Origin of the sequence: Ideonella lacteola (assembly GCF_038066555.1) — a bacterium.
Classification (GTDB): Bacteria; Pseudomonadota; Gammaproteobacteria; order Burkholderiales; family Burkholderiaceae_C; genus Ideonella; species Ideonella lacteola.
The window spans coordinates 257,638-276,882 of the sequence record NZ_JBBUTG010000009.1; the positions used below are offsets into that span (position 1 = coordinate 257,638).

The 19,245-nt window shown below is 69.2% G+C and carries 12 protein-coding genes; 7 read left to right on the forward strand and 5 right to left on the reverse strand.

The genetic code is table 11. The features are described 5' to 3' along the window. Window positions 1–65: 65 nt before the first annotated feature. From AACH06_RS15745 to AACH06_RS15755, 3 genes are all read left to right on the forward strand, one after another. Entirely contained in the window at window positions 66–875 is an 810-nt protein-coding gene (locus AACH06_RS15745) for a carboxylesterase family protein (protein WP_341426693.1), read from the forward strand. Continuing rightward, window positions 872–4,294 (forward strand): hypothetical protein, encoded by a 3,423-nt coding sequence (locus tag AACH06_RS15750; RefSeq protein ID WP_341426694.1) that lies wholly within the window; start codon window positions 872–874, stop codon window positions 4,292–4,294. The genes AACH06_RS15745 and AACH06_RS15750 overlap by 4 nt, the downstream gene beginning before the upstream one ends. Window positions 4,295–4,715: 421 nt before the next feature. After that, window positions 4,716–6,248, forward strand: coding sequence for a glycosyl hydrolase family 18 protein (locus tag AACH06_RS15755; protein WP_341426695.1), 1,533 nt, complete (start codon window positions 4,716–4,718; stop codon window positions 6,246–6,248). A gap of 303 nt (window positions 6,249–6,551) precedes the next feature. Here the strand turns inward: AACH06_RS15755 and AACH06_RS15760 are convergent, their stop codons facing one another. The 3 genes from AACH06_RS15760 to AACH06_RS15770 form a co-directional block, all read right to left on the reverse strand. Continuing rightward, window positions 6,552–7,889, reverse strand: coding sequence for a glutamine synthetase family protein (locus tag AACH06_RS15760; protein ID WP_341426696.1), 1,338 nt, complete (start codon window positions 7,887–7,889; stop codon window positions 6,552–6,554). A 100-nt stretch (window positions 7,890–7,989) separates the two neighbouring features. After that, on the reverse strand, window positions 7,990–10,566 hold the full coding sequence (locus AACH06_RS15765) for a CHASE domain-containing protein (protein WP_341426697.1): 2,577 nt from the start codon (window positions 10,564–10,566) through the stop codon (window positions 7,990–7,992). 7 nt (window positions 10,567–10,573) lie between these two features. Then, window positions 10,574–11,362, reverse strand: a complete 789-nt coding sequence (locus tag AACH06_RS15770) for a substrate-binding periplasmic protein (RefSeq protein WP_341426698.1) — start codon at window positions 11,360–11,362, stop codon at window positions 10,574–10,576. Window positions 11,363–11,511: 149 nt separating this feature from the next. On the opposite strand from AACH06_RS15770, the gene AACH06_RS15775 reads away from it, so the two are divergent. The 4 genes from AACH06_RS15775 (at window position 11,512) to AACH06_RS15790 (ending at window position 14,371) form a co-directional block, all read left to right on the forward strand. Continuing rightward, a complete protein-coding gene (locus AACH06_RS15775) occupies window positions 11,512–12,351 on the forward strand; it encodes a hydroxypyruvate isomerase family protein (RefSeq protein ID WP_341426699.1) in 840 nt (279 codons plus the stop codon). A 39-nt stretch (window positions 12,352–12,390) separates the two neighbouring features. Further along, the gene (locus AACH06_RS15780; protein WP_341426700.1) at window positions 12,391–12,924 is read left to right on the forward strand and encodes a hypothetical protein; all 534 of its coding nucleotides are present in this window, start codon (window positions 12,391–12,393) and stop codon (window positions 12,922–12,924) included. 14 nt (window positions 12,925–12,938) lie between these two features. Continuing rightward, on the forward strand, window positions 12,939–13,412 hold the full coding sequence (yidD, locus tag AACH06_RS15785) for a membrane protein insertion efficiency factor YidD (protein ID WP_341426702.1): 474 nt from the start codon (window positions 12,939–12,941) through the stop codon (window positions 13,410–13,412). Window positions 13,413–13,546: 134 nt separating this feature from the next. Next, the gene (locus AACH06_RS15790) at window positions 13,547–14,371 is read left to right on the forward strand and encodes a M90 family metallopeptidase (protein WP_341426703.1); all 825 of its coding nucleotides are present in this window, start codon (window positions 13,547–13,549) and stop codon (window positions 14,369–14,371) included. Window positions 14,372–14,531: 160 nt separating this feature from the next. On the opposite strand, the gene AACH06_RS15795 is transcribed toward AACH06_RS15790, so the two are convergent. Further along, a complete protein-coding gene (locus AACH06_RS15795; protein ID WP_341426704.1) occupies window positions 14,532–17,714 on the reverse strand; it encodes a Kelch repeat-containing protein in 3,183 nt (1,060 codons plus the stop codon). Window positions 17,715–17,852: 138 nt separating this feature from the next. Further along, window positions 17,853–19,094 carry an acyltransferase family protein gene (locus AACH06_RS15800; protein WP_341426705.1) on the reverse strand — a complete coding sequence of 414 codons (1,242 nt, stop codon included), beginning with the start codon at window positions 19,092–19,094 and terminating at the stop codon, window positions 17,853–17,855. Between the last annotated feature and the right edge of the window lie 151 nt (window positions 19,095–19,245).

Genomic DNA, 19,245 nt, shown 5'->3' on the forward strand with positions numbered 1-19,245 from the left:
AACTCGCTGCCGCTGATCGCACCCCGTCCTGGCCACCACCTCCGCCCCACCACCCCCTGCCGCGCATGACCACGCCGTCCCATCCGGCCGATCCCGGCCGCCGACTGCTGATGAGCCTGCCCTTGTCCCTGCCTCTGGCCATGGCCGCGCCCCCGTTGGCGGCGGCCCCGTTGGCGGCGGCCACTTCGGCGAGCACCACGACAACGCCGCCGGCCGACGGCCAACAGGCCGCCTGGGCCACCAGCGGCAGCATCACGTTGCAGGCCACATTGCGGCACTGGCTGTATCTGCCCCAGGGCTATCACGAGCAACGCGACCAGGCCTGGCCGCTGATCGTGTTCTTGCACGGTTCAGGCGAGCGCGGCCAGGATCTGCACAAGGTGAAGGCTCATGGCCTGCCCAAGCTGATCGCCGCCGGACAGTCGGTGCCGGCGATCGTCGTCTCGCCGCAGTGCGATGACGATCTCGATTGGGACCCTCACCTGTTGCATGCGATGCTGCTCGCGCTTCGCGCCCAGTGGCGCATCGATCCACGGCGGGTCACGGCCACCGGTCTGAGCATGGGCGGCGGCGGTTGCTGGGACTGGGCCACCGCCTACCCGGACGACCTGGCCGGCATCGCCCCGGTGTGCGGCTACGGCCGCTCGCTGCGGCTGGCGCGCATGCGGGCCGTGCCCGTGCGCGCCTACCACGGTGCGGCCGACACGGTGGTGCCACTCGATGCGCAGCAATCGTTGGTGCGCACGCTGCGTGAGTTGGGTGGCCAGGCCGATCTCACGGTCTACCCCGACGTGGGCCACGACGCCTGGAACCCGGCCTACGCCGACGCCGGGCTGGTGCCTTGGCTGCTCAACCGCCAGCGTCCCACCACATGACCGCCCCAACCGGCCCCCACCTTCACCGCATCGCCAGCCCCAGCGGCTTGGCGGCCTGCTTCAATGCCAACGGCAGCCTGCGGGAGCTGCGCTGGGGCGACGATCTGTGCGTGCACCTGTTCCCGGGCAACGCGCTGGAAGCCGGCAGCACCCAGGTCGTGCTGCGGCGCTGGCCCGGCACCCAGCCCGAAGGCGAACCGCAGCACGTGGCCCTGCTCGGGCCCGACAGCCCGGCGCGCTGGCATGCCGAAGACGATCGACTGGTTGCACGCGGTGAGTGGCAAGGCCTGGCCTTCGAGCTGACCTTCGTGCTGGCGGCCAACGAGCCGGCGTGGTTCTGGCACCTGGCGGTGCACCACCTGCACGGCAGCGAGCCCTGCACGATCGATGCGATCTGCCAGCACGACATCGGGCTGGCGCCGCACGCCGCGCTGCGCTTGAACGAGTACTACGTCAGCCACTACCTGGACTTCACGCCGCTCGACCACCCCGCGCGCGGCCGCTTGCTGGCGGTGCGGCAGAACCTGCCCGTCGCAGGCCGGCACCCCTGGGCACTGCTGGGCTCGCTGCGGCATGCCAGTGCCTATGCCACCGATGCGATGCAGGTGCTGGGCACGGCGCACCGCTGGGGCGCGGCGCCCGTCGGCTGGCGGCACGGCCTGCCCGACGACCGGCTGCAACAAGAGCACGCGATGGCGGCCTTGCAAGACACTCCGTTGAGCCTGGCGCCTGGCGAGCGCGCCACGCTCGGCTTCTTCGGTGGCCTGCAGGCCCACCACCCCCAGGCCAGTGGCACGAGCGACGCCGAATGGGCCGACCGCTTGCTGGCCCTGCCCGAGGCCCAGCCCCCCCAAGCCTTGCCGGCGGCCGTGCTGCAAGCGGTGTGGCAACCGCCCCGGCCCAGCCTCTTCACGCAGGCCCCCCGCGTGGTAGCCGAGCCCTTGATCGAGGCCGAGCTCGATGCCGTGTTCGGCGCGCGGCGCCTGCTGGAAGAGCACGGCCCGGACGGGGCGTTGTGGTCGTTCTTCACCCCCGATGGCGAGCACGTGGTGCTGCCGGCCAAAGAGCACGCGGTGCAGCGCCCGCATGGCCACCTGCTGCGCAGCGGCGAGCACCTGGTGCCCGACGAATCGTCGATGACCTCGACCTGCTGGATGGCCGGCGTCTTCCACTCGATGGTCACCCAGGGCCATGTGAGCATCAACCGCCTTCTGTCGACGGTGCATGGTGCGCTGGGCCAGTATCGCTCGCAAGGCCAGCGCATCTTCGTTCGCCTGGGCGGACGTTGGCAACTGCTGGCGCAACCCTCGGCCTTTGCCATGGGCGAGCGGCGCGCGCGCTGGTGGTACCGCACGGGCGACAGCCTGATCGAGGTCGTCGCGGCAGCAGCGGCCGATGCGCCCGAGCTGACGCTGGACCTGCGCTTCATCGATGGCTCGCCAGTCGAATGCCTGGTCACCCACCATGTCGCCCTGGCCGGCGACGATGGGGAAGTGCCCGGTCGCTGCGAGGTTCACCACCGGCCCGATGGCAGCCTGTGGCTCGCCCCGCCCGAGGGCAGCGCGCTGCACCAGCGCTTCCCGACCGGCGGGTTCTCGATCAGCCCGCAAGATGCCGACACCCGGGTGCTGGAGGTCGCTGGCGACGAACTGCTGTTCGACGATGGCGAAGACCACGGCGTGCCGATGCTGTGCCTGCACCTCGCCGCCTCGCCATCGCTGGGCCTGCGGCTGCGGGGCGAGCTGGTGGAGCCGGCCCATTCCGTTGGCCCCACCCTGGCCACCCTGCAACCACCCAGCCTGTCATCGCCCGGTGGCGAGGCGCAGGCGCTGTCCGCCGTGCTGCCCTGGTTCCAGCACAACGCACTGGTGCACTACCTGTCACCCCGCGGGCTCGAGCAGTATTCGGGCGGCGGCTGGGGCACCCGCGACGTGTGCCAGGGCCCTGCCGAACTGCTGCTCGCCCAGAGCAGCCTGGTGCCCCTGCGTGATCTGCTGCGGCGGGTCTTCAGCGCGCAGAACCCGGACGGCGACTGGCCGCAGTGGTTCATGTTCTTCGAACGCGAGCGGGCCATCCGGGCAGATGATTCGCATGGCGACATCGTGCTGTGGCCGCTGCTGGCGCTGGGCGACTATCTGCGGGCCAGCGGTGACGACAGCCTGCTCAGCGAGCACCTGCCGTTTCACAGCGCCAGCGCGATACCGGCGGACGAAGCGCCCACGGCCACGCTCTGGCAGCACGTGGAGCGCGCGCTCGCGTTGATCGCGCAGCGGCGCATTGCCGGCACCTCACTGATGGCCTATGGCCATGGCGACTGGAACGACTCGCTTCAGCCGGCCGACCCCCGGTTGCGTGAGCACCTGTGCAGCACCTGGACGGTGACGCTGCAAGCGCAGGTGCTGTCCACGCTCGCCGAGGCGCTGGCCCTGCTCGGCCACACCGAACGGGCCGAGACCTTGCACCAGCAGCGCCTGCAGGTCCAAGCCGACCTGCGACGCTGGCTGATGCCCGCCGAATCGATCGCCCCCGACGCCGCGCCGGTGCTGGCGGGTTACGTGCTGTTCGAGCCGACCGAAACGGCGGAGCCGCAGCCGCTGTTGCACCCGAACGACCGCCGCACCGGCGTGCACTACAGCTTGCTGCCGATGGTGCACGCCGTGCTGGCCGACCTGCTTTCAGCCGACGAGGCCGAGGCCCACTTCGCGCTGATCGAGCAGCATCTGCTGGGCCCCGACGGCGCGCGCTTGTTCGATGTACCGCTGCCCTACCGCGGCGGGCCGCAGCAGCTTTTCCAGCGGGCCGAGAGCAGCAGCTACTTCGGCCGCGAGATCGGGCTGATGTACACCCACGCCCACCTGCGCTACGCCGAGGCCCTGGCCCACCTCGGGCGGGCGGAGGCCTTCTGGCAGGCGCTCAACCTGGCCCACCCGGTGGACCTGCGGCGCCGCCTGCCTTGCGCCGCACCCCGTCAGGCCAACTGCTACTACTCCAGTTCTGACGCGGCCTTCGCCGACCGGTACGAAGCGGCCGACCACTACGAGCGGGCCATGGCGGGCGAGGTGGCCTTCGAGGGCGGGTGGCGCGTCTACTCCAGCGGCGCGGGCATCGCGCTGGCGCTGGTCCAGCGTTCGCTGCTGGGCTTGAGGCCCCGGTCTGATGGCTGCCTGATCGATCCGGTCATCGCGCCGTCGCTCGGCGCCTTGCAGGCGCAGACGCTGCTGGCGGGGCGCCGCGTTACGATCGACTACCAGCTCGGCCCCCGGGGACACGGGGTGCGCGAGGTGCTGTTGAACGGCACACCGCTCGCGCTGGCCGCCGAGGCACAGGCGTACCGCGAAGGCGGCGTCCGCGTCGCCTGGGCCGAGATGGCGCCGTGCTGGCGCGCGGAAGGCAACCGGCTGCAGGTTCGTACGGGGTGAATAGGGCCCCCAGGGCCGGGCTGCGCCCCGCCCGCCCCCCAAGGGGAGCATGAGAAGCCTGGCAGAGCCAGTTCTTCTCATGGGAGCCCCCAGTGCCGGGCTGCGTCCCGCCCGCCCCCACGGGGGACATGAGAAACCTGGCAGAGCCAGTTCTTCTCATGGGAGCCCCTACGCCGGGCTGCGCCGTCCGCACCCAAGGGCTGATGAGATACCAGTTCCCCGAGGTGAGGGCCGTTTGAAACGATCCGATTCTGAGGTAACCGACGTCAAAACTCGCGCCGACGTGTGGCAATTGGTCTTACTGGTCTTATAGTGGTTTTCTCTCGTGACGGCGGCGACGGGCCGCCGGATAGTGGGGCCCGAGGGGCGTGGCATCACGCCCTGTGGTCCTTCTGAAGAGCAAACCCAAGGAGTTGGAACCATGTCCGACCAGCATCCGCCGCGTCGTGCGCGGCTCGACTGGCTGATGGCCCTGTCCGCGGCGGTCGCCGTGGCGGCCGGCACCGCGCCGGTGGCTGCCGAGGCCGCCGGCATCAAGGCCGCAGCACCCGCTTGCCAGCCGTGGTCGGCCGACATCGCCTACCTGCAAGGCGACACGGCCACCCGCAACGGCCTGACCTACCGCGCCAATTGGTGGACCAAGGGCGAGGACCCCGCCACCCACAACGGCGGTGATGGCACCGGCCAACCTTGGACACAGGTGTCGAGCTGCGGCACACCGCCGCCTCCGCCCCCGCCACCACCTCCCCCGCCGCCCCCTCCGCCGCCGCCTCCCCCACCGCCCCCGCCGGCCGACTGCGACCCGTGGAAGGCCGACATCCGATATCAGAAGGGCGCGCTGGTGCTCGACGATGGCGTCGGCTACAAGGCGGTGCTGAAGAGCCTGAACCAGGATCCGTCGGAGAACAACGGGCCCAAGGGCAGTGGCGAGCCGTGGCGCAAGACCAAGGCGTGTGACAACAACCCGCCCCCACCCCCGCCGCCTCCGCCCCCGCCCGATGGCAGCCACCACCTGATCGGGTACTGGCACAACTTCACCAACCCGTCGGGCAACACTTTCCCGATCTCCCAGGTCAGCAACGACTGGGACGTGATCGTCGTCGCCTTCGCCGACAACGCCGGCAATGGCAACGTGAGCTTCACGCTCGACCCGAACGCTGGGAGCGAAGCGCAGTTCATCGCCGACATCAAGGCGAAGAAGGCCGCCGGCAAGAAGGTGGTGCTGTCGTTCGGTGGCCAGAACGGCACCGTGACGCTCGACAACGACGAGCAGGTGAACAACTTCGTCAACAGCACCTATGCGCTGCTGGTGAAGTACGGGTTCGACGGCATCGACCTCGACATCGAGCATGGCGTCTACAAGGACGCGCCGATCCAGGCCAACCTGGTCAAGGCGGTGAAGATGCTCAAGGCGAAGGTCGGCTCAAGCTTCTACCTGTCGATGGCCCCCGAGCACCCGTATGTGCAGGGCGGGCTGATCACACTGTCAGGCATCTGGGGCGCCTACCTGCCGATCATCGACGGGCTGCGCAACGAGCTGAACGTGATCCACGTCCAGTTCTACAACAACGGTGGCTTCACCTACAACGATCCGCCGAAGTACACGATGGTGCAAGAAGGCACGGTCGATGGCCTGGTGGCCGGCAGCCTGATGCTGATCGAAGGCTTCACCACCGACTACAACACCGGTTGGAAGTTCGTCGGCCTGCGGCCGGACCAGGTGGCGTTCGGCGTGCCCTCGGGCCCCAGCTCGGCCAACACCGGCTTCGTGACCCCGGCCACCGTGTCCGCGGCGTTGAACTGCCTGACCCGGCAGACCAACTGCGGCACGATCAAGGGCAAGCAAGCCTATCCGACCTACCGCGGGGCGATGACCTGGTCGATCAACTGGGACAAGCACGACGGCTTCAACTTCTCGAAGCCGACGCGCGCTGCGCTCGACAGCCTGCCCTGAGCGGCACATTCTCCGGGGGCCTGGCCCCTTTGGGTGGCCGGGCCGGCGGGTCCGGTGCACCGCGCCCCGGCTGCGCACGCACCTGTGCAGCCGGGGCGGCTTTTTATTCACCGCCCGGGCCGGATGGCGGCCCGGCCAGTGTCAGAGGCTGAGAGTCTTTCGGCGGTGCCAGAAAGGCGCACCCAGGCGACCTGGATCGAGGCGCAAAGCACAGCCATAGCTCGGGCTATGGCGAGCATTTGCAACAAAGAGCCGGGGCGTTTGGGGGTTCAAGACGGGCATCGGCGAAAGACTCTCAGCCTTTCAGACTTGCGGTAGCAGGTAGCGCCGCTCCCAGGCGCTGATCTCGCGGTCGTAGTGGTCGAACTCGACCTCCTTGACCGCGAGGTAGCCGGTGACGAAATCGTCGCCCAGCAGACGGCGAGCGTGCGGGCTGTCGGCCAGACGCTGCCAGGCCTCACGCGGCGAGCGCGGCAGGCCATGGTCGTGCGCGTAGCCATCGCCGGCGATCGGCGGCGTGGCCGTCAGGCCCTCTTCGATGCCGGCCAGGCCAGCGGCCAAGGTGGCGGCGATCGCGAGGTAGGGGTTGGCATCGGCCCCCGCCACGCGCTGCTCGACGCGACGTGCGGCCGGGCCGCTCTGCGGCACCCGCAGGCCGGCGGTGCGGTTGTCGAAACCCCATTGCAGATGGATGGGTGCCTGGCTGCCCTTGACGAAGCGGCGGTACGAGTTGACGTGCGGCGCCAGCAGCAGCATCAAGTCCGGCAGGTAGGTCTGCAGGCCGGCGATGAACTGGCGAAAGCGCGGCTGCTCGCCGCCGTCCGCGGCGCTGAACACATTGGCGCCCGCGCCATCGACCACGCTCACATGCAGGTGCATCGAGCTGCCCGCCTCGCCCGCCAAGGGCTTCGCCAGGAACACCGCGTTGATGCCGTGCGCAATCGCGATCTCGCGCGCCGCGTGCTTGAAGAGAAAGGCCTGGTCCGCCACCGACACCGCATCGCCATGCCAGAGGTTGATCTCGTACTGCGAGCAACCCACTTCGTGGATCCAGGTGTCGGCCCGGATGCCCAGCGTCTGCACCGCGTGCTCGAAGGCGCCCCAGAACGGCGCGAGCTCGTTGAGCATGTTCAGGCTGAAGGCCGACTGACCCACCTCGGCCCGTCCCAGGCGACCCACTGGCGGCCGAAGCGGCTCGCTCGGGTCCACACTCGGCGCGCAAAGGTAAAACTCGATTTCCGGGGCCACGACGGGCGTCAAACCCAGGGCCGCGTAGCGAGCCAGCACGGTCTGCAGCAACGAGCGCGGTGCGAAGGCGCAGGGGCGGCCATCGAGCTCGACACAATCGTGGATGGCGAGCGCACGCGGCTGATCGGCCGGCGCCCATGGCGCGAGACGAACGGTGGCGAGGTCCGGCACCAGTCGCACATCGGGATCATCTTCCGGGAAGATCGGGTCGTCCGAGTACTCGCCGGTCACCGCCTGCATCGGAATGGCCTGCGCGATGCGCAACTCCTGGCCCGCCAGGAAAGCGGCCGCGGGCATCAGCTTGCCTCGCGGGTAGCCGGTCGCGTCGGGGAACAGGCATTCGACCTGGCGCACGCCGCCTTGTTGGAACAGCTCGGCGATCGGGGCGGGCATGGGGGCACTCATGAAACGGGCAGCCTCGAAGAAAGACGCGAGATCTTCGCCGCGCCAAGCGCGGATTGATCACGCCAGCACAAAAACATTGTTCAAAGCATCAAACAGTGGCAGAAGGCTCGACGAGCAGCCTGCGCAGCAGCGGCGGCAGTTGCTCAAGCGTGAACTCTTTCTGCATGACGCTGCGCACGCCGATGCGCTGGGCGGCGTCCAGCAAGGCCTCGGTGACGTAGCCGGAGCTGATCACCACCGGCAGATCGGGTCGCAGCGAGGCCAGCTCGCCTGCCACCGCCAGCCCCGACAGGCCCGGCATGTTGAAGTCGGTGACCACCAGATCGGCCTCCGCCACATGCGCGCGCAGCCAAGCCAGCGCCTCGCGCGGGTGTTCGAACGTTCGCACCCGGTAACCGGCGTGACGCAGCAGGCCTTCGACCATCACCACCATCACCGGGTCGTCGTCGATGTAGACCACCTGCCTGCTGATGGGCGCCGCCGCCTCGCGCGCGCTCGGTTCCGCCACGATGTCGGCCGCGGGCGGTTCGGGCTCGAGCGGGAAGTAGAGGTCGAAGCAGGTGCCCTCACCCCGCGCACTTCGCACGCTGATGGCGCCGTGGTGCGCCGAGACGATGCCATGCACGACCGCCAGGCCCAGGCCCGTGCCCTGCCCGACCGGCTTGGTGGTGAAAAAGGGTTCGAACAGGCGCTGCCGTGTCGCCTCGTCCATGCCGGTGCCGTTGTCGGCGACCGCCAAGTGCGCGTAGGCCCCGGCCTGCATGCCGAGGCGCTGTGCGGCATGGGTGTCGAATGAACGGGTGTCCAGGCGGATGTCGATCCGCCCCGCCAGGCCCTCCATCGCATGCCAGGCGTTGGTGCACAGGTTCATCAGCACCTGGTGCAGCTGTGTCGCATCGGCCCGCACGGTGATCGGCTGGGCCGGCGCGGTGAACTCCAACTGCACCATCGCCGGCAGCAACGGCCGCAGCAGCCGCACCGACTCTTCGATCACCGGGGCCAGCGCCTGGCTCTTCAGGCTGTGAGGCTGACGCCGACTGAACGCCAGGATCTGCTGCACCAGGCTCCGGGCACGCTCGGCCGACTGGGTGACCAGCGACAGGCGACCGCGCACCGTGGGCTCCAGCGGCTCTTGCTGTGCGAGCGCGACATTGCCCAGGATGGCGGCCAGGATGTTGTTGAAGTCGTGCGCGATGCCGCCGGCCAGCGTGCCAATGGCCTCCATCTTCTGCGACGCCCGCAACTGCACTTCGATCTCGGCGTGCGCCACCTCGGCCTGCTTCTGGGCGCTGATGTCGGTGACCATGGCCAAGGTGCCGCCGAACCGGCCCCGGTCGTCGACGATCGGCGTGGTGGCGATCAAGGCCCACAGCTTCGTGCCATCGGCCCGGCACAGGCGCCGCTCGCGCGATGCGCCCCCGGCGTCTTGGGCAGGCGCTGAGCCCACCGTCTGGCCATTGACGCGGCCCATGGCCTTGGCGACGACGGCGCCAGCCACGTTGTCGGGCTCGAAGAATTCGGCCATCGGCCGGCCGATCAGCGCCGTGGCCGTCACACCCAGCAGGTGTGCCATCTTCCGGTTCGCGAAGGTGGTGAGGCCATCGGCATCGGCGACCCAGATGCCCTCGTCGGCGGTTTCGACGATGCGGCGATAGCGCTCTTCGCTGGCGCGCAAAGCCATCGTCATGCGGCGCGCCAGTTCGTGGGCGCGCTGCCGGCCGGTGACCAGCTGGTGCGTGATCACGCCGAGCATCAGGCTCAGTACCATGCCGGCGAGCGCGATCACTGTCGCCGCATTGGCGGGCTGTCGGCGTTCGAACTCGGGCAGGGCCTGGACATCGAGCGTCCACGAATGTCCGGCGAAGCCGAGGTACTCGCGCGCCGACAGCTGCACCACCTCGGGACGCTCGGGCTCGCTGGCGTACATCAGGTTGTCTTCACCGGCGGTCACGCCATCATGGACATGGATGCTCAGCCCGTGCGCCGACTCGCCATAGAGGCTGGACATCAGGTCGTCCATGCGCACCGACGCCAGCACCCACCCCTGCAGCGCGGCCCGTCGCGCGGCCGCCGAATCGGTGGGCTGGCCGCGGCGATACACCGGCAAGACCATGAAGAAGCCCGGCTCTCGCGCCCCGGAGGCATCGGCCGGCAGCAGCAGCCGGGGGGTGATGGCCAGGCCGCCGGCGTCGCGCGCGGTCTGCAGCGCCGCCCGGCGTTGGGGATCGGCGAACACGTCGTCACCGAGGGCCCGCAAATGCAGGCCGGCGGCGGGCGCTATCTCGATCAACGGCGCCCGGCCCTCGGCCCCGGCGCCCGGCACGCCATCGGCCGAGGCGGCGGGCTGCCAGGGCGCGAACGCGAACCACTGGACACCCGACGCGTCGGCACCGGCAAGCAGCGTGTCGACATACATCGCCAGTTCGCGACGGCCCTCCACCTCTTCAGACAAGTACAGGCCCTGCACGCCGCGCAGCATCTGCTCGAAGCTGGCCATGCGCTGTTCGATGCGTGATGCGGTCTGGCGCACCTGCGCATCGAAGTCCGATCGCAGGGCCCTTTCAGCCGTCAGGCGCTCGTGGCTCCACAAGCCGAGCGTGACCGCCAGCGCCACGGCGCCGACGCCCAAAGGCAGCATCAGCGGCAGCGCGAGACGGCGAACCATGGGCCACTCAGAACTGCGTCATGGCGCGAGCCAGTTCGCGGTTGAAGTACTTCTCGAAGATTCGCTGCGTGGTGCCGTCCGCGCGCATGCCATCGATCAGTGCGCGCCAGGCCTGCTGCTGCGCAGGCGACAGCGCCTTCTTCGACATGATCAGGCCGTGCGGCACGGAGGGGTCGTCGAACTCGACGATCATGGTGTGTTCGCGCACCTTGGCGCTCTCGATCGCCGGGTAATCGAAGGGCTCGATGATCATCGCCTGAACCTGGTTGTCCAGCAGGATCTGGTAGAGCGGATCCAGGCTCGTCGAATAGATCACCCGGTGCGCACTCTCCAGCGCATCCACCAGGCGGTTGGCGGTGGCGCTGTAGCGAAAGCCCCGGATCACGCCCAGCTTCAGCCCGGGCTGGCGTTCGAAGTCGGCCACGTTCTGCACGCCGGCATCCTTGCGCACCAGCAGGTAGTACTTGTTCGAGAAGTACCAGCCAAAGGCGGCGAAGCGGTCGCGCACTTCGTTGGTGATGCCGGACAGGCTGAAGTCCAGCGCCCCAGATTCGACCAATTGCCAGATGCGGGCGCGCGGCATCACGCTGATGCTGATCTTGCAGCCGCTGCGACGTGCCAGCTCGTCGGCGACGTCCTTGTCGATGCCCTCGCCGGTCTGCGTCGAATACAGCAGGCCGTGGTCGTGCAAGGCCAGGGTGAAGGGCCGGTCGCACTCCGGCCGCTCGGCCGCCCACGCGGGCGCCCAGCCCAGACAGGCCCAGACCAGTACCAGGAACAACGCGGCGCCGCGCATGAAACCCCTCCGGATGGGAGCGCTGGCAGCAGCTTATCCCAGCGCGGGGTGGGTGCGAAGCATCGGCAGCACGTCAACAGGCCTTTCATCCAGCGCGCCCCGCACGGCCGCGGCAAGCCCCTCCCACGAGGGCACGTAAAGTCAGGGCCATGCCGCGCTTTGCCGCCAACCTGAGCCTGCTGTACCCGGATTTGAGCTTTCCGCAACGCATCGCGGCGGCGGCGGCCGATGGCTTTGACGGGGTCGAATGCCAATTCCCGTACGACTGGCCGGCCGCCGAGCTGGCGGCGCGCGCCACTGAATCGGGCCTGCCATGGGTGCTGATCAACACCCCCGCGGGCGATTGGCAGCACGGCGAGCGCGGCTTGGCGGCCTTGCCCGGGCGAGAAGCCGAGTTCCGCCGCGGGGTGGACACGGCCCTCGCCTACGCCCACACGCTCGGTTGCCGCCGGCTGCATGTGCTGGCCGGGCTCCAGCCGCCGGGTGTGGACCGCTCGCGCTGCCTGGCCACCTACGCCGACAACCTGGCCTGGGCCGCCCGGCAGGCGGCGGACGCCCAAGCCACGCTGCTGATCGAGCCACTCAACGCCCGCGACGTGCCGGGCTACCTGCTGCGCACCCAGGCCGAAGCGCACCGCTGGGTGCAGACGCTGGGCATTCCCCAGCTCAAGGTGCAGATGGACCTCTACCACTGCCAGATCAGCGAGGGCGACCTGACCCGGCGGCTGCAACATGACCTGCCCACCGGCCGCGTCGGCCACCTTCAAATCGCCGGTGTCCCCGACCGCCACGAGCCCGACGACGGTGAACTGAACGCCCCGTACCTCTTCACGCTCATCGACACGCTCGCCGCCACCGCCGGCCAGGCCTCCCCCTGGATCGGCGCCGAATACCTCCCACGCCGCGGCACCGAACCCGGCGGCACCTCGGCCGGATTGGGTTGGCTGCGTGCGGCGCGGGAAGCGCTGGCATCGCGACCGGTCTTGTAAGCTCTTGCCGCGCCACTCCACCTGTTCCTTCTCGACACCATGGCGAACACCCTTCGACGCCCGCCGACCCTCGCCAGCTTGGCGGCCTGCCTGCTGATCGGTCTCGCGCTGCCCGCATTCGGCGCGGAGGTATCGCCAGGGGACGGCGCCCGATCCCGCGAGGCCTATCGCGCGTGTCTGGACGAGGAAGCGGCGCTGCGGGCGAAACGCAATGCGATTCACAAGGACCTGCAGCGGCACAACGCCGAACTGAAGGCGCTCCAGGCGGAGATCGATGCCCACGTGGCCACGCAAGACCAGGCCCTGGAGGCGGGTGGTGAGGCCATCCGCAGCTACAACGCGAAGCTCACCGCACTGAATGACCGTGCCAGCGACATGAACCGGCGCGGCGATGAGCTGGAGCGATCGCAGGCCGACTTCAATGCCCGGACCCAGGCCGCCCGCGGGCAATGCGGCAACCTCTCGGTCGGCGGCAAGGATCGCGCCGCCGTGTTCAACGAGCGGGCCGCCGAGGCCGGAAGCGCACCGAGGCCGGCGCAGACCTTGAAGCTGAACCAAGACCCGCCTCGCTGACGATCGCGCTCTGGATGCGCCTGCTGCTGCTCGCCCTGATCCGCTTCTACAAGCGCTTCATTTCCCCGCACAAGGGCTTCGACTGCCCCTACCGCGTCTACACCGGGCGCGCGAGCTGCTCGACCCTCGGCTACCGCGCCATTCGCCGCCACGGGGTGGTGCCCGGCCTGCGGCTGCTGCAGCGGCGTTGCCAGCGGTGTGGCGTGGCGCAACGCCGCTATGCGCCGGTCTACCGCAAACCCGCCGCGCAACGCGGCGACTGCGACATGGATCCAGGCTGTGACGGCGATGGCTGCGAGATACCGGGGCCGGATTGTGACGGCCGGCCGAGCTGGTCGCGCTGCTGCGGTTTGGTGGATTGCTGCGGTGATGTCGGCGACTGCGGTGGTTCGGATCGCCAGAAGCGCCGGCGCCGAGAGAAAGACCGCCGCACCCACCTGCCGCCTCGCCGCCCCCGAGCAGATTGGCCGGAAGACGCGCGGCGCTGACCGCGTGACGGGCAGATACACAACGCGCACCCCATCGGGGGCTTCGCCCCATTGAAATGACCGGGCGCGCTCCCAGTTGACGGGTTTGCCCCACTGGGGCGGCTGGAAGGATGGGCGTGCCGTCGGTTGATGCCTTGACGTTGCTGTTGGGTGGGCTGGTGTTCGTCGCGGCTTTGCTGGCGGGCCTGTGGGGCCCCAAGGCGTGGCGAAGCTGGCGCCGCCGCCGCGTGGCGCAGCGCCCCTTTCCACCCGCGTGGCGGAGCATCCTGCGGCGGCGCATGCCGATGCTGCAGCGCATGCCGGTGGACCTGCAGTTGCAGCTCAAGCGACACATGCAGGTGTTTCTCGCCGAAAAGCCGTTCATCGGATGCCAGGGCCTGGTGGTGACGGACGAGATGCGGGTCCTCGTGGCGGCCCAGGCCTGCCTGTTGATCCTCAATCGACCGAGCGAGTACTTTCCGAACCTGCGCCAGGTGCTGATGTACCCCTCGGCCTACTGGGCCGATCGCCGAGAAAACGACGGCACCGGGGTGCAACACGAACGCCGCGAGGTGCGCAGTGGCGAATCGTGGGTGCAGGGCCAGGTGATCCTGTCATGGCCAGACGTGCTGGCCGGCGCGGCCGATCCGACCGACGGCCAGAACCTGGTGATCCACGAGTTCGCCCACCAACTCGACCAGGAGCGCGGTCGCGCCACCGGCGCGCCGTTCCTGGGCCATCGCAGCCGCTATGCACGATGGGCTGCGGTGATGAGCAGCGAGTTCCAGCAACTCAGGCAGCAACTGGCCCGCGGCGAAGAGACCTTGTTGTCGCCCTACGCGGCCACCGAGCCGGCCGAATTCTTCGCGGTGGCCTCGGAAGTCTTCTTCGAGCAGCCGCGCGACATGGCCGAGCGCCACGGCGCGCTGTACGGCGAGTTGGCGCGCTACTACGCGGTCAATCCGCTGGCTTGGGCTTGACTGGCTTGGGCTTGAGAGAGTTCGTGCGCCGCGGCACGGCCGTCCACCCTCAAGGAACAGGCCCCACCAGCATTCCCCTCTGGCCGGGCCCCAGGATGCGGCCCCGCCGCAGAACGCATTGGGGGCGTGGGGGGCGTGGGGGCTGAAGCGTGGCGCCGCATCACTTGACCTTGAGCTTCACCGTGGCCGGCGGGCTGTCCGCCAGGTCGTCGCGAGCCACATAGCGGAAGCTGTCCCCGCCCACGTATCCCGCCGCGGGCTCATACACGAAGCTCCCATTCGCGTTGAACTGCAGGGTGCCGTGCGACGGGCCGCTGATCAGCCGCGCCGACAGCGGGTCGCCGTTGCCGTCGCTGTCGTTGAGCAACACGCCTCGGTCCACGCCCACCACCATGCGCTTGCCTGCGCGCGTGGCGAAGGTGTCGGCCACCGCCAGTGGAGCCAGGTTGGCCTGACCGGACAGGCAGTACAACCCGCCCTTCTGGGTGGGGCCCAATCCGCCCCAGATGATCATCTGGTTGCCGGTCCACACGGTCGACCAGCGGCCGCCCCACAGCGCGGCAGGTGCCCGCAACGTGCTGGTGGGCGTCCATTGATCCGTGCTCAGCCGATAGCGACCGCCCGTGGGCGCGTTGTCGCCGCCCCAAACCACCATGTCCGCCCCGGTCCAAACGCCTTGCGCCACGCGAGGCGATGGCGCGCCGCTCAACGACGTGGGGGTCCACTGTCCCGTCGCTGGGTTGTAGCGCCCGCCGTCATTGAAGTAGCGGGTGTACAGCTGGTCGTATCCACCCCAGAAGACCGCCTCGGTGCCGGTCCACACCGCCACCGGCCACATGCGCGCCTCAGGCTGCCCCACAGAGCGGTTGATCTGCACCCACTTGTTGGTGCTGGGGTTGTAGCGGCCACCTCGTGGGCCCAACTCGCCGCTGTCGATCGAACCACCCCACACCACCATCTCGGCGCCGGTCCACACGGCGCCGTGGTGGTCGCGGTGACCCGGGTCATTGGTCATCGTGGCGTTGGTCCATTTGTTGGTGGCCGGGTTGTAGCGCTTGGCACCCTCGTTCGAGCTGATGCCGCCGAAGGTGATCATTTCGCTGCCCGTCCAGACGGCGGTGTGGCCGTAGGTGACGAGCGGCGCATTGGTGCGCGACACCGGCTTCCAGCTGTCGATGGCGGGGTTGTAGCGCCCGCCTGAATCGGGGGTGAATGGGTCGTGCGGCCCGGCGCCCCAAAAGATGATCTCCTGGCCCGTCCACACAGATGCCGCGTTGTTGCGCGGCGCGGGTTGCCCCACGGTGGTGATGGGCGACCAGGCATTGGTGGCCGGGTCGTAGCGTGCCCCGGCGTCTGGCAGGCTGTAGCCATAGCCGCCCCAGACGATCATCTCGGCGCCGGTCCATTCCGCGTTGTGCATGGCGCGTGCGGCCGGCACATTCATCGTCGTCATCGGTCGCCACTGATCCGCGGCCGGGTTGTAGCGTCCGCCGTCGCCGTGGAAGGCGAAGTCTTCGTCCAAGCCGCCCCAAAGCAAGGCCTCCTGCCCCGTCCAGACCATGGTGCTGGCCTGCCCGGTCGTGGGCGCATTCAACGTGGCCATCAGGGCCCAAGTGTCCGTGGCCGGATCGTAGCGCCCGCCCGGGCCACGCGATGGATAGCCGCCGTGAACGAGCATTTCACGGCCCGTCCACACCGCGTTGTGCAGATAGCGCCAGCTGGGCGCACCGGTGGTGGTGACGGGGGCCCAGGTGTCGGTAGCGGGATCGTAGCGGCCGTTGCCTTCGTCTCCCATCACGCCGCCCCAAGTCACCACCTGGCGCCCGGTCCAGACGGCCGAATTGAAGTAGGTGGCCTGTGGCGCACCGTCCGTGGACATCAAGGTCCAACGGTCGGTCTTCGGGTTGTAGCGGGCACCATCGCGATAGAGCCTGCCCTGTTGCACGTCATAGCCCGACCAGACCACCATCTCGCTGCCCGTCCACACGCCGGGCATGTACGAACGGCCTGCGAGCGCAACGGCGGGCAGAGTGGCCCAGGTGTCGGTCTTGGGGTTGTAGCGGGCGCCGGTGTTGACCGCCACATCGTAGATGCCACCCCAGGTGATGAACTCCTTGCCCGTCCAGACCGACGCCGCCCATTGCTGGCCCACCGGTGCCCCCACCGTGGACATGGCGCGCCAGGTGTCGGTGACCGGGTCGTAGCGTCCCCCTGTTCGGCTGCCGTCGCCGCCGAAGACGATCATCTCGTCGCCGGTCCACACCGCCGAATGTGCATGGCGGGGGCCGGGCGCGCCAGTGCCACTCACGGGCGCCCAGGTGTCGGTGGCAGGGTTGTAGCGTGCGCCATCGCCGTAGTACGCCCCCACGGCCTCCATGCCGCCCCAGACGATCATTTCCTGGCCGGTCCACACGGCCGTGTGCTCGTACCGCCCATCGAGACCCGCCAGCGTGGGGCGCCAGCTGTCGTCGCGGCAGTTGGCATTCGGCACCAACGCCGGCAGGCGATACGCGGCCACGGGCTGCGCCACCTGCGGGTTGAGGCCCTCGCGCTGGCGGGCCCACCATCGGTCGAAATCGGGCTTCGGCCAGGAGACGGTGCGCACCTGCACCCGGTCGGCGTCCAGGCGGTCGACCGCCACCGCGTACAGGCGACGGGCCTCTTCGCGCAGCGGGCCAAAGCGCCCCAGGGTCAGGGTGCCGTGGCGCCCGGCCTCGCTGCGGCGCAGCGACCTGACGCGGTCTTCGAAGGCTTCCGGCGTCAGCAGCCGGGCGCCCGGCGAAGCGAGCGCCGCAGCGCGGTCGTGCACCCACTGCACCTCGTGCCGGGTGGCGGTGGCCATCTGGCCGGTGGCGAGTTCTCGCCGGGCCTGGCGCCGCACCTCGCCGTGGATGCGATCATCCGCCGCGAAGTAGGACTGCACCAGCCGATCCACCAGCACCGGCCGAGCGATGCACTCGGCTGCCAGAACAGGGTCATGGCCCAAGGCAGCGAAGAGCTCTGCCAACACCTGGGGCGACTGGCTGGACGCGGCCATGCGATCCAGTTCCGCCTGCAACTGCTCGGCGGTGATCTCCGTGTGCCACCAGTGGGCCAGCGCCGCGGTCTTGCGCAAGGCATCTTCCGCCTTGCGACGGATCACCGCCGAAGGCACCGCCTGCTCGAAAGGCTGGCCCGGCTCGACCTGGCCCGGCACGACCCGGTGTCGCCAATACACCTGCTCGACAGCGGTGTGGCAGGCCCATCGATCTTCCAGGCTCAACGAACGCGGCGCGGCCACGGCACCATGCCAGGCCGACCAGGCCATGACCGCGGTCAACAAAAGGCGAGATGGGCTTTTCAAGGGAACTCCTCCGGTCGGATTCAAAGGCACGGGGTGTGCCTCACCACAGAGTGGAATGAGCCGGCCTTGATACCCGACCAACCCCGAAACATCCCCTCTGCTCCGACCTTGCTCCTTGAAGAGCGCCTCTTGCTTGACCTACCTCAATGCCGCAGAACTGCCGCCCGCGTCGCCTTGCGTGCCGCCGGTCGGCGGGAACAGCGTCGGCACCTGCCTGTCACGCCACCGCATCACCGGCTTCTCGACCACGCGGTACAGCACCCATCCGGCGAACACGCAGGCCAGCGAGACCAGCACGATCACCACGGGTTGTGGCAAGGACCAACTCGCCAATGACTGGGCCACGTTCACCGCGACCGCCTTGTGGGTGAGGTAGATCGAGTACGACCACGCGGCCAATGCACCGGCGCCGGGCACACGCCACTGGCGCAGCGGCGAATCGCTGCACAGCGCGGCCACCACCAGCGCGGCGTAACCCCAGGCGATCAGCGAATAGCCGGCCACGGTCATGAATCGACCGTAGCCGTAGCCGTCGATGTAGTAGTGCTGGGCCACGCCATACCAGACGAGCGCCACCACCGCGCACGCGCCCGCAAACCAAATCCGCCCGCGCGCCATGGCTGTCGCCCAACGGGCGGGGTGCGCATGGCGCCACAGCGCCACGGCAATGCCCGGAATGAATTCGTCGATGCGCGACAAGGTGGCGTAGTACACCGCCGGGTAGTAGCCCTGCGTGCCGACGCCCCCCGCTTCGACCTCGCGGCCGAACTGATCCCACAACGACGCGCGCCATGCCATGGCCATCAGCGTGAGTGCCGCCAGCACGCCCCACAGCGTGGACACGCGCAGGTGCCAGGCGGCCGCCGCCCGCAGCCCCAGCCACACCAGCAGGGGCAGCACCAGGTAGAACTGCTCTTCAATGCACAGCGACCAGGCGTGCGAAAAGGCGGTGCCCGGCTGCAGGTTCCAGTTTTGCGTGAAGCTGAGAAAGCGCCAAAGCGGCGGCGGCGTCTTGCCCCCCATCACAGCGGGGAACAGGAAGTACAGCGCCAACACCACCCAGAACGCCGGCATGGTGCGCAGCAGGCGGCGCGCGTAGAACGCCGGCACCGACAACGTCTGGCCACGCGCCACCCCGGCGAACACCTGGTGGCCGATGAGGTAGCCACTCAGCACGAAAAACAGGTCCACACCCGTCCAGCCGATGTTGCCCAGCCAGCCGAACGTGGGCGCCTTGCTGACGAAGACCTGGTAGTGGTAGAGAAACACCAAGCCGATGGCCAAGGCGCGCAAGAGGTCGAGACCCGGTTGCCGCGGCGGCAGACCCGCACCCGCCGAAGCGTCGGGCACCGATGGAGAGGACGTGGAGGCAGCGTTCATCGGGCGGCATCATCCCACCGATCACCGAGGTTAGGGCGTGTTCACACTACGCAGCCCCGTGCGAACGGGTCGTCCAGGGATGCAGGGCAAGGCGCCCGACGCCGCCCAGGCTGGTGCCTGGGCAAGTTGGGCAACGCCGCCATGCGCCCTG

Coding starts and splice junctions, on each gene's coding strand:
- AACH06_RS15745 (WP_341426693.1), top strand. CDS start 66: ATGACCACGCCGTCCCATCCGGCCGATCCCGGCCGCCGACTGCTGATG.
- AACH06_RS15750 (WP_341426694.1), top strand. CDS start 872: ATGACCGCCCCAACCGGCCCCCACCTTCACCGCATCGCCAGCCCCAGC.
- AACH06_RS15755 (WP_341426695.1), top strand. CDS start 4,716: ATGTCCGACCAGCATCCGCCGCGTCGTGCGCGGCTCGACTGGCTGATG.
- AACH06_RS15760 (WP_341426696.1), bottom strand. CDS start 7,889: ATGCCCGCCCCGATCGCCGAGCTGTTCCAACAAGGCGGCGTGCGCCAG.
- AACH06_RS15765 (WP_341426697.1), bottom strand. CDS start 10,566: ATGGTTCGCCGTCTCGCGCTGCCGCTGATGCTGCCTTTGGGCGTCGGC.
- AACH06_RS15770 (WP_341426698.1), bottom strand. CDS start 11,362: ATGCGCGGCGCCGCGTTGTTCCTGGTACTGGTCTGGGCCTGTCTGGGC.
- AACH06_RS15775 (WP_341426699.1), top strand. CDS start 11,512: ATGCCGCGCTTTGCCGCCAACCTGAGCCTGCTGTACCCGGATTTGAGC.
- AACH06_RS15780 (WP_341426700.1), top strand. CDS start 12,391: ATGGCGAACACCCTTCGACGCCCGCCGACCCTCGCCAGCTTGGCGGCC.
- yidD (WP_341426702.1), top strand. CDS start 12,939: ATGCGCCTGCTGCTGCTCGCCCTGATCCGCTTCTACAAGCGCTTCATT.
- AACH06_RS15800 (WP_341426705.1), bottom strand. CDS start 19,094: ATGAACGCTGCCTCCACGTCCTCTCCATCGGTGCCCGACGCTTCGGCG.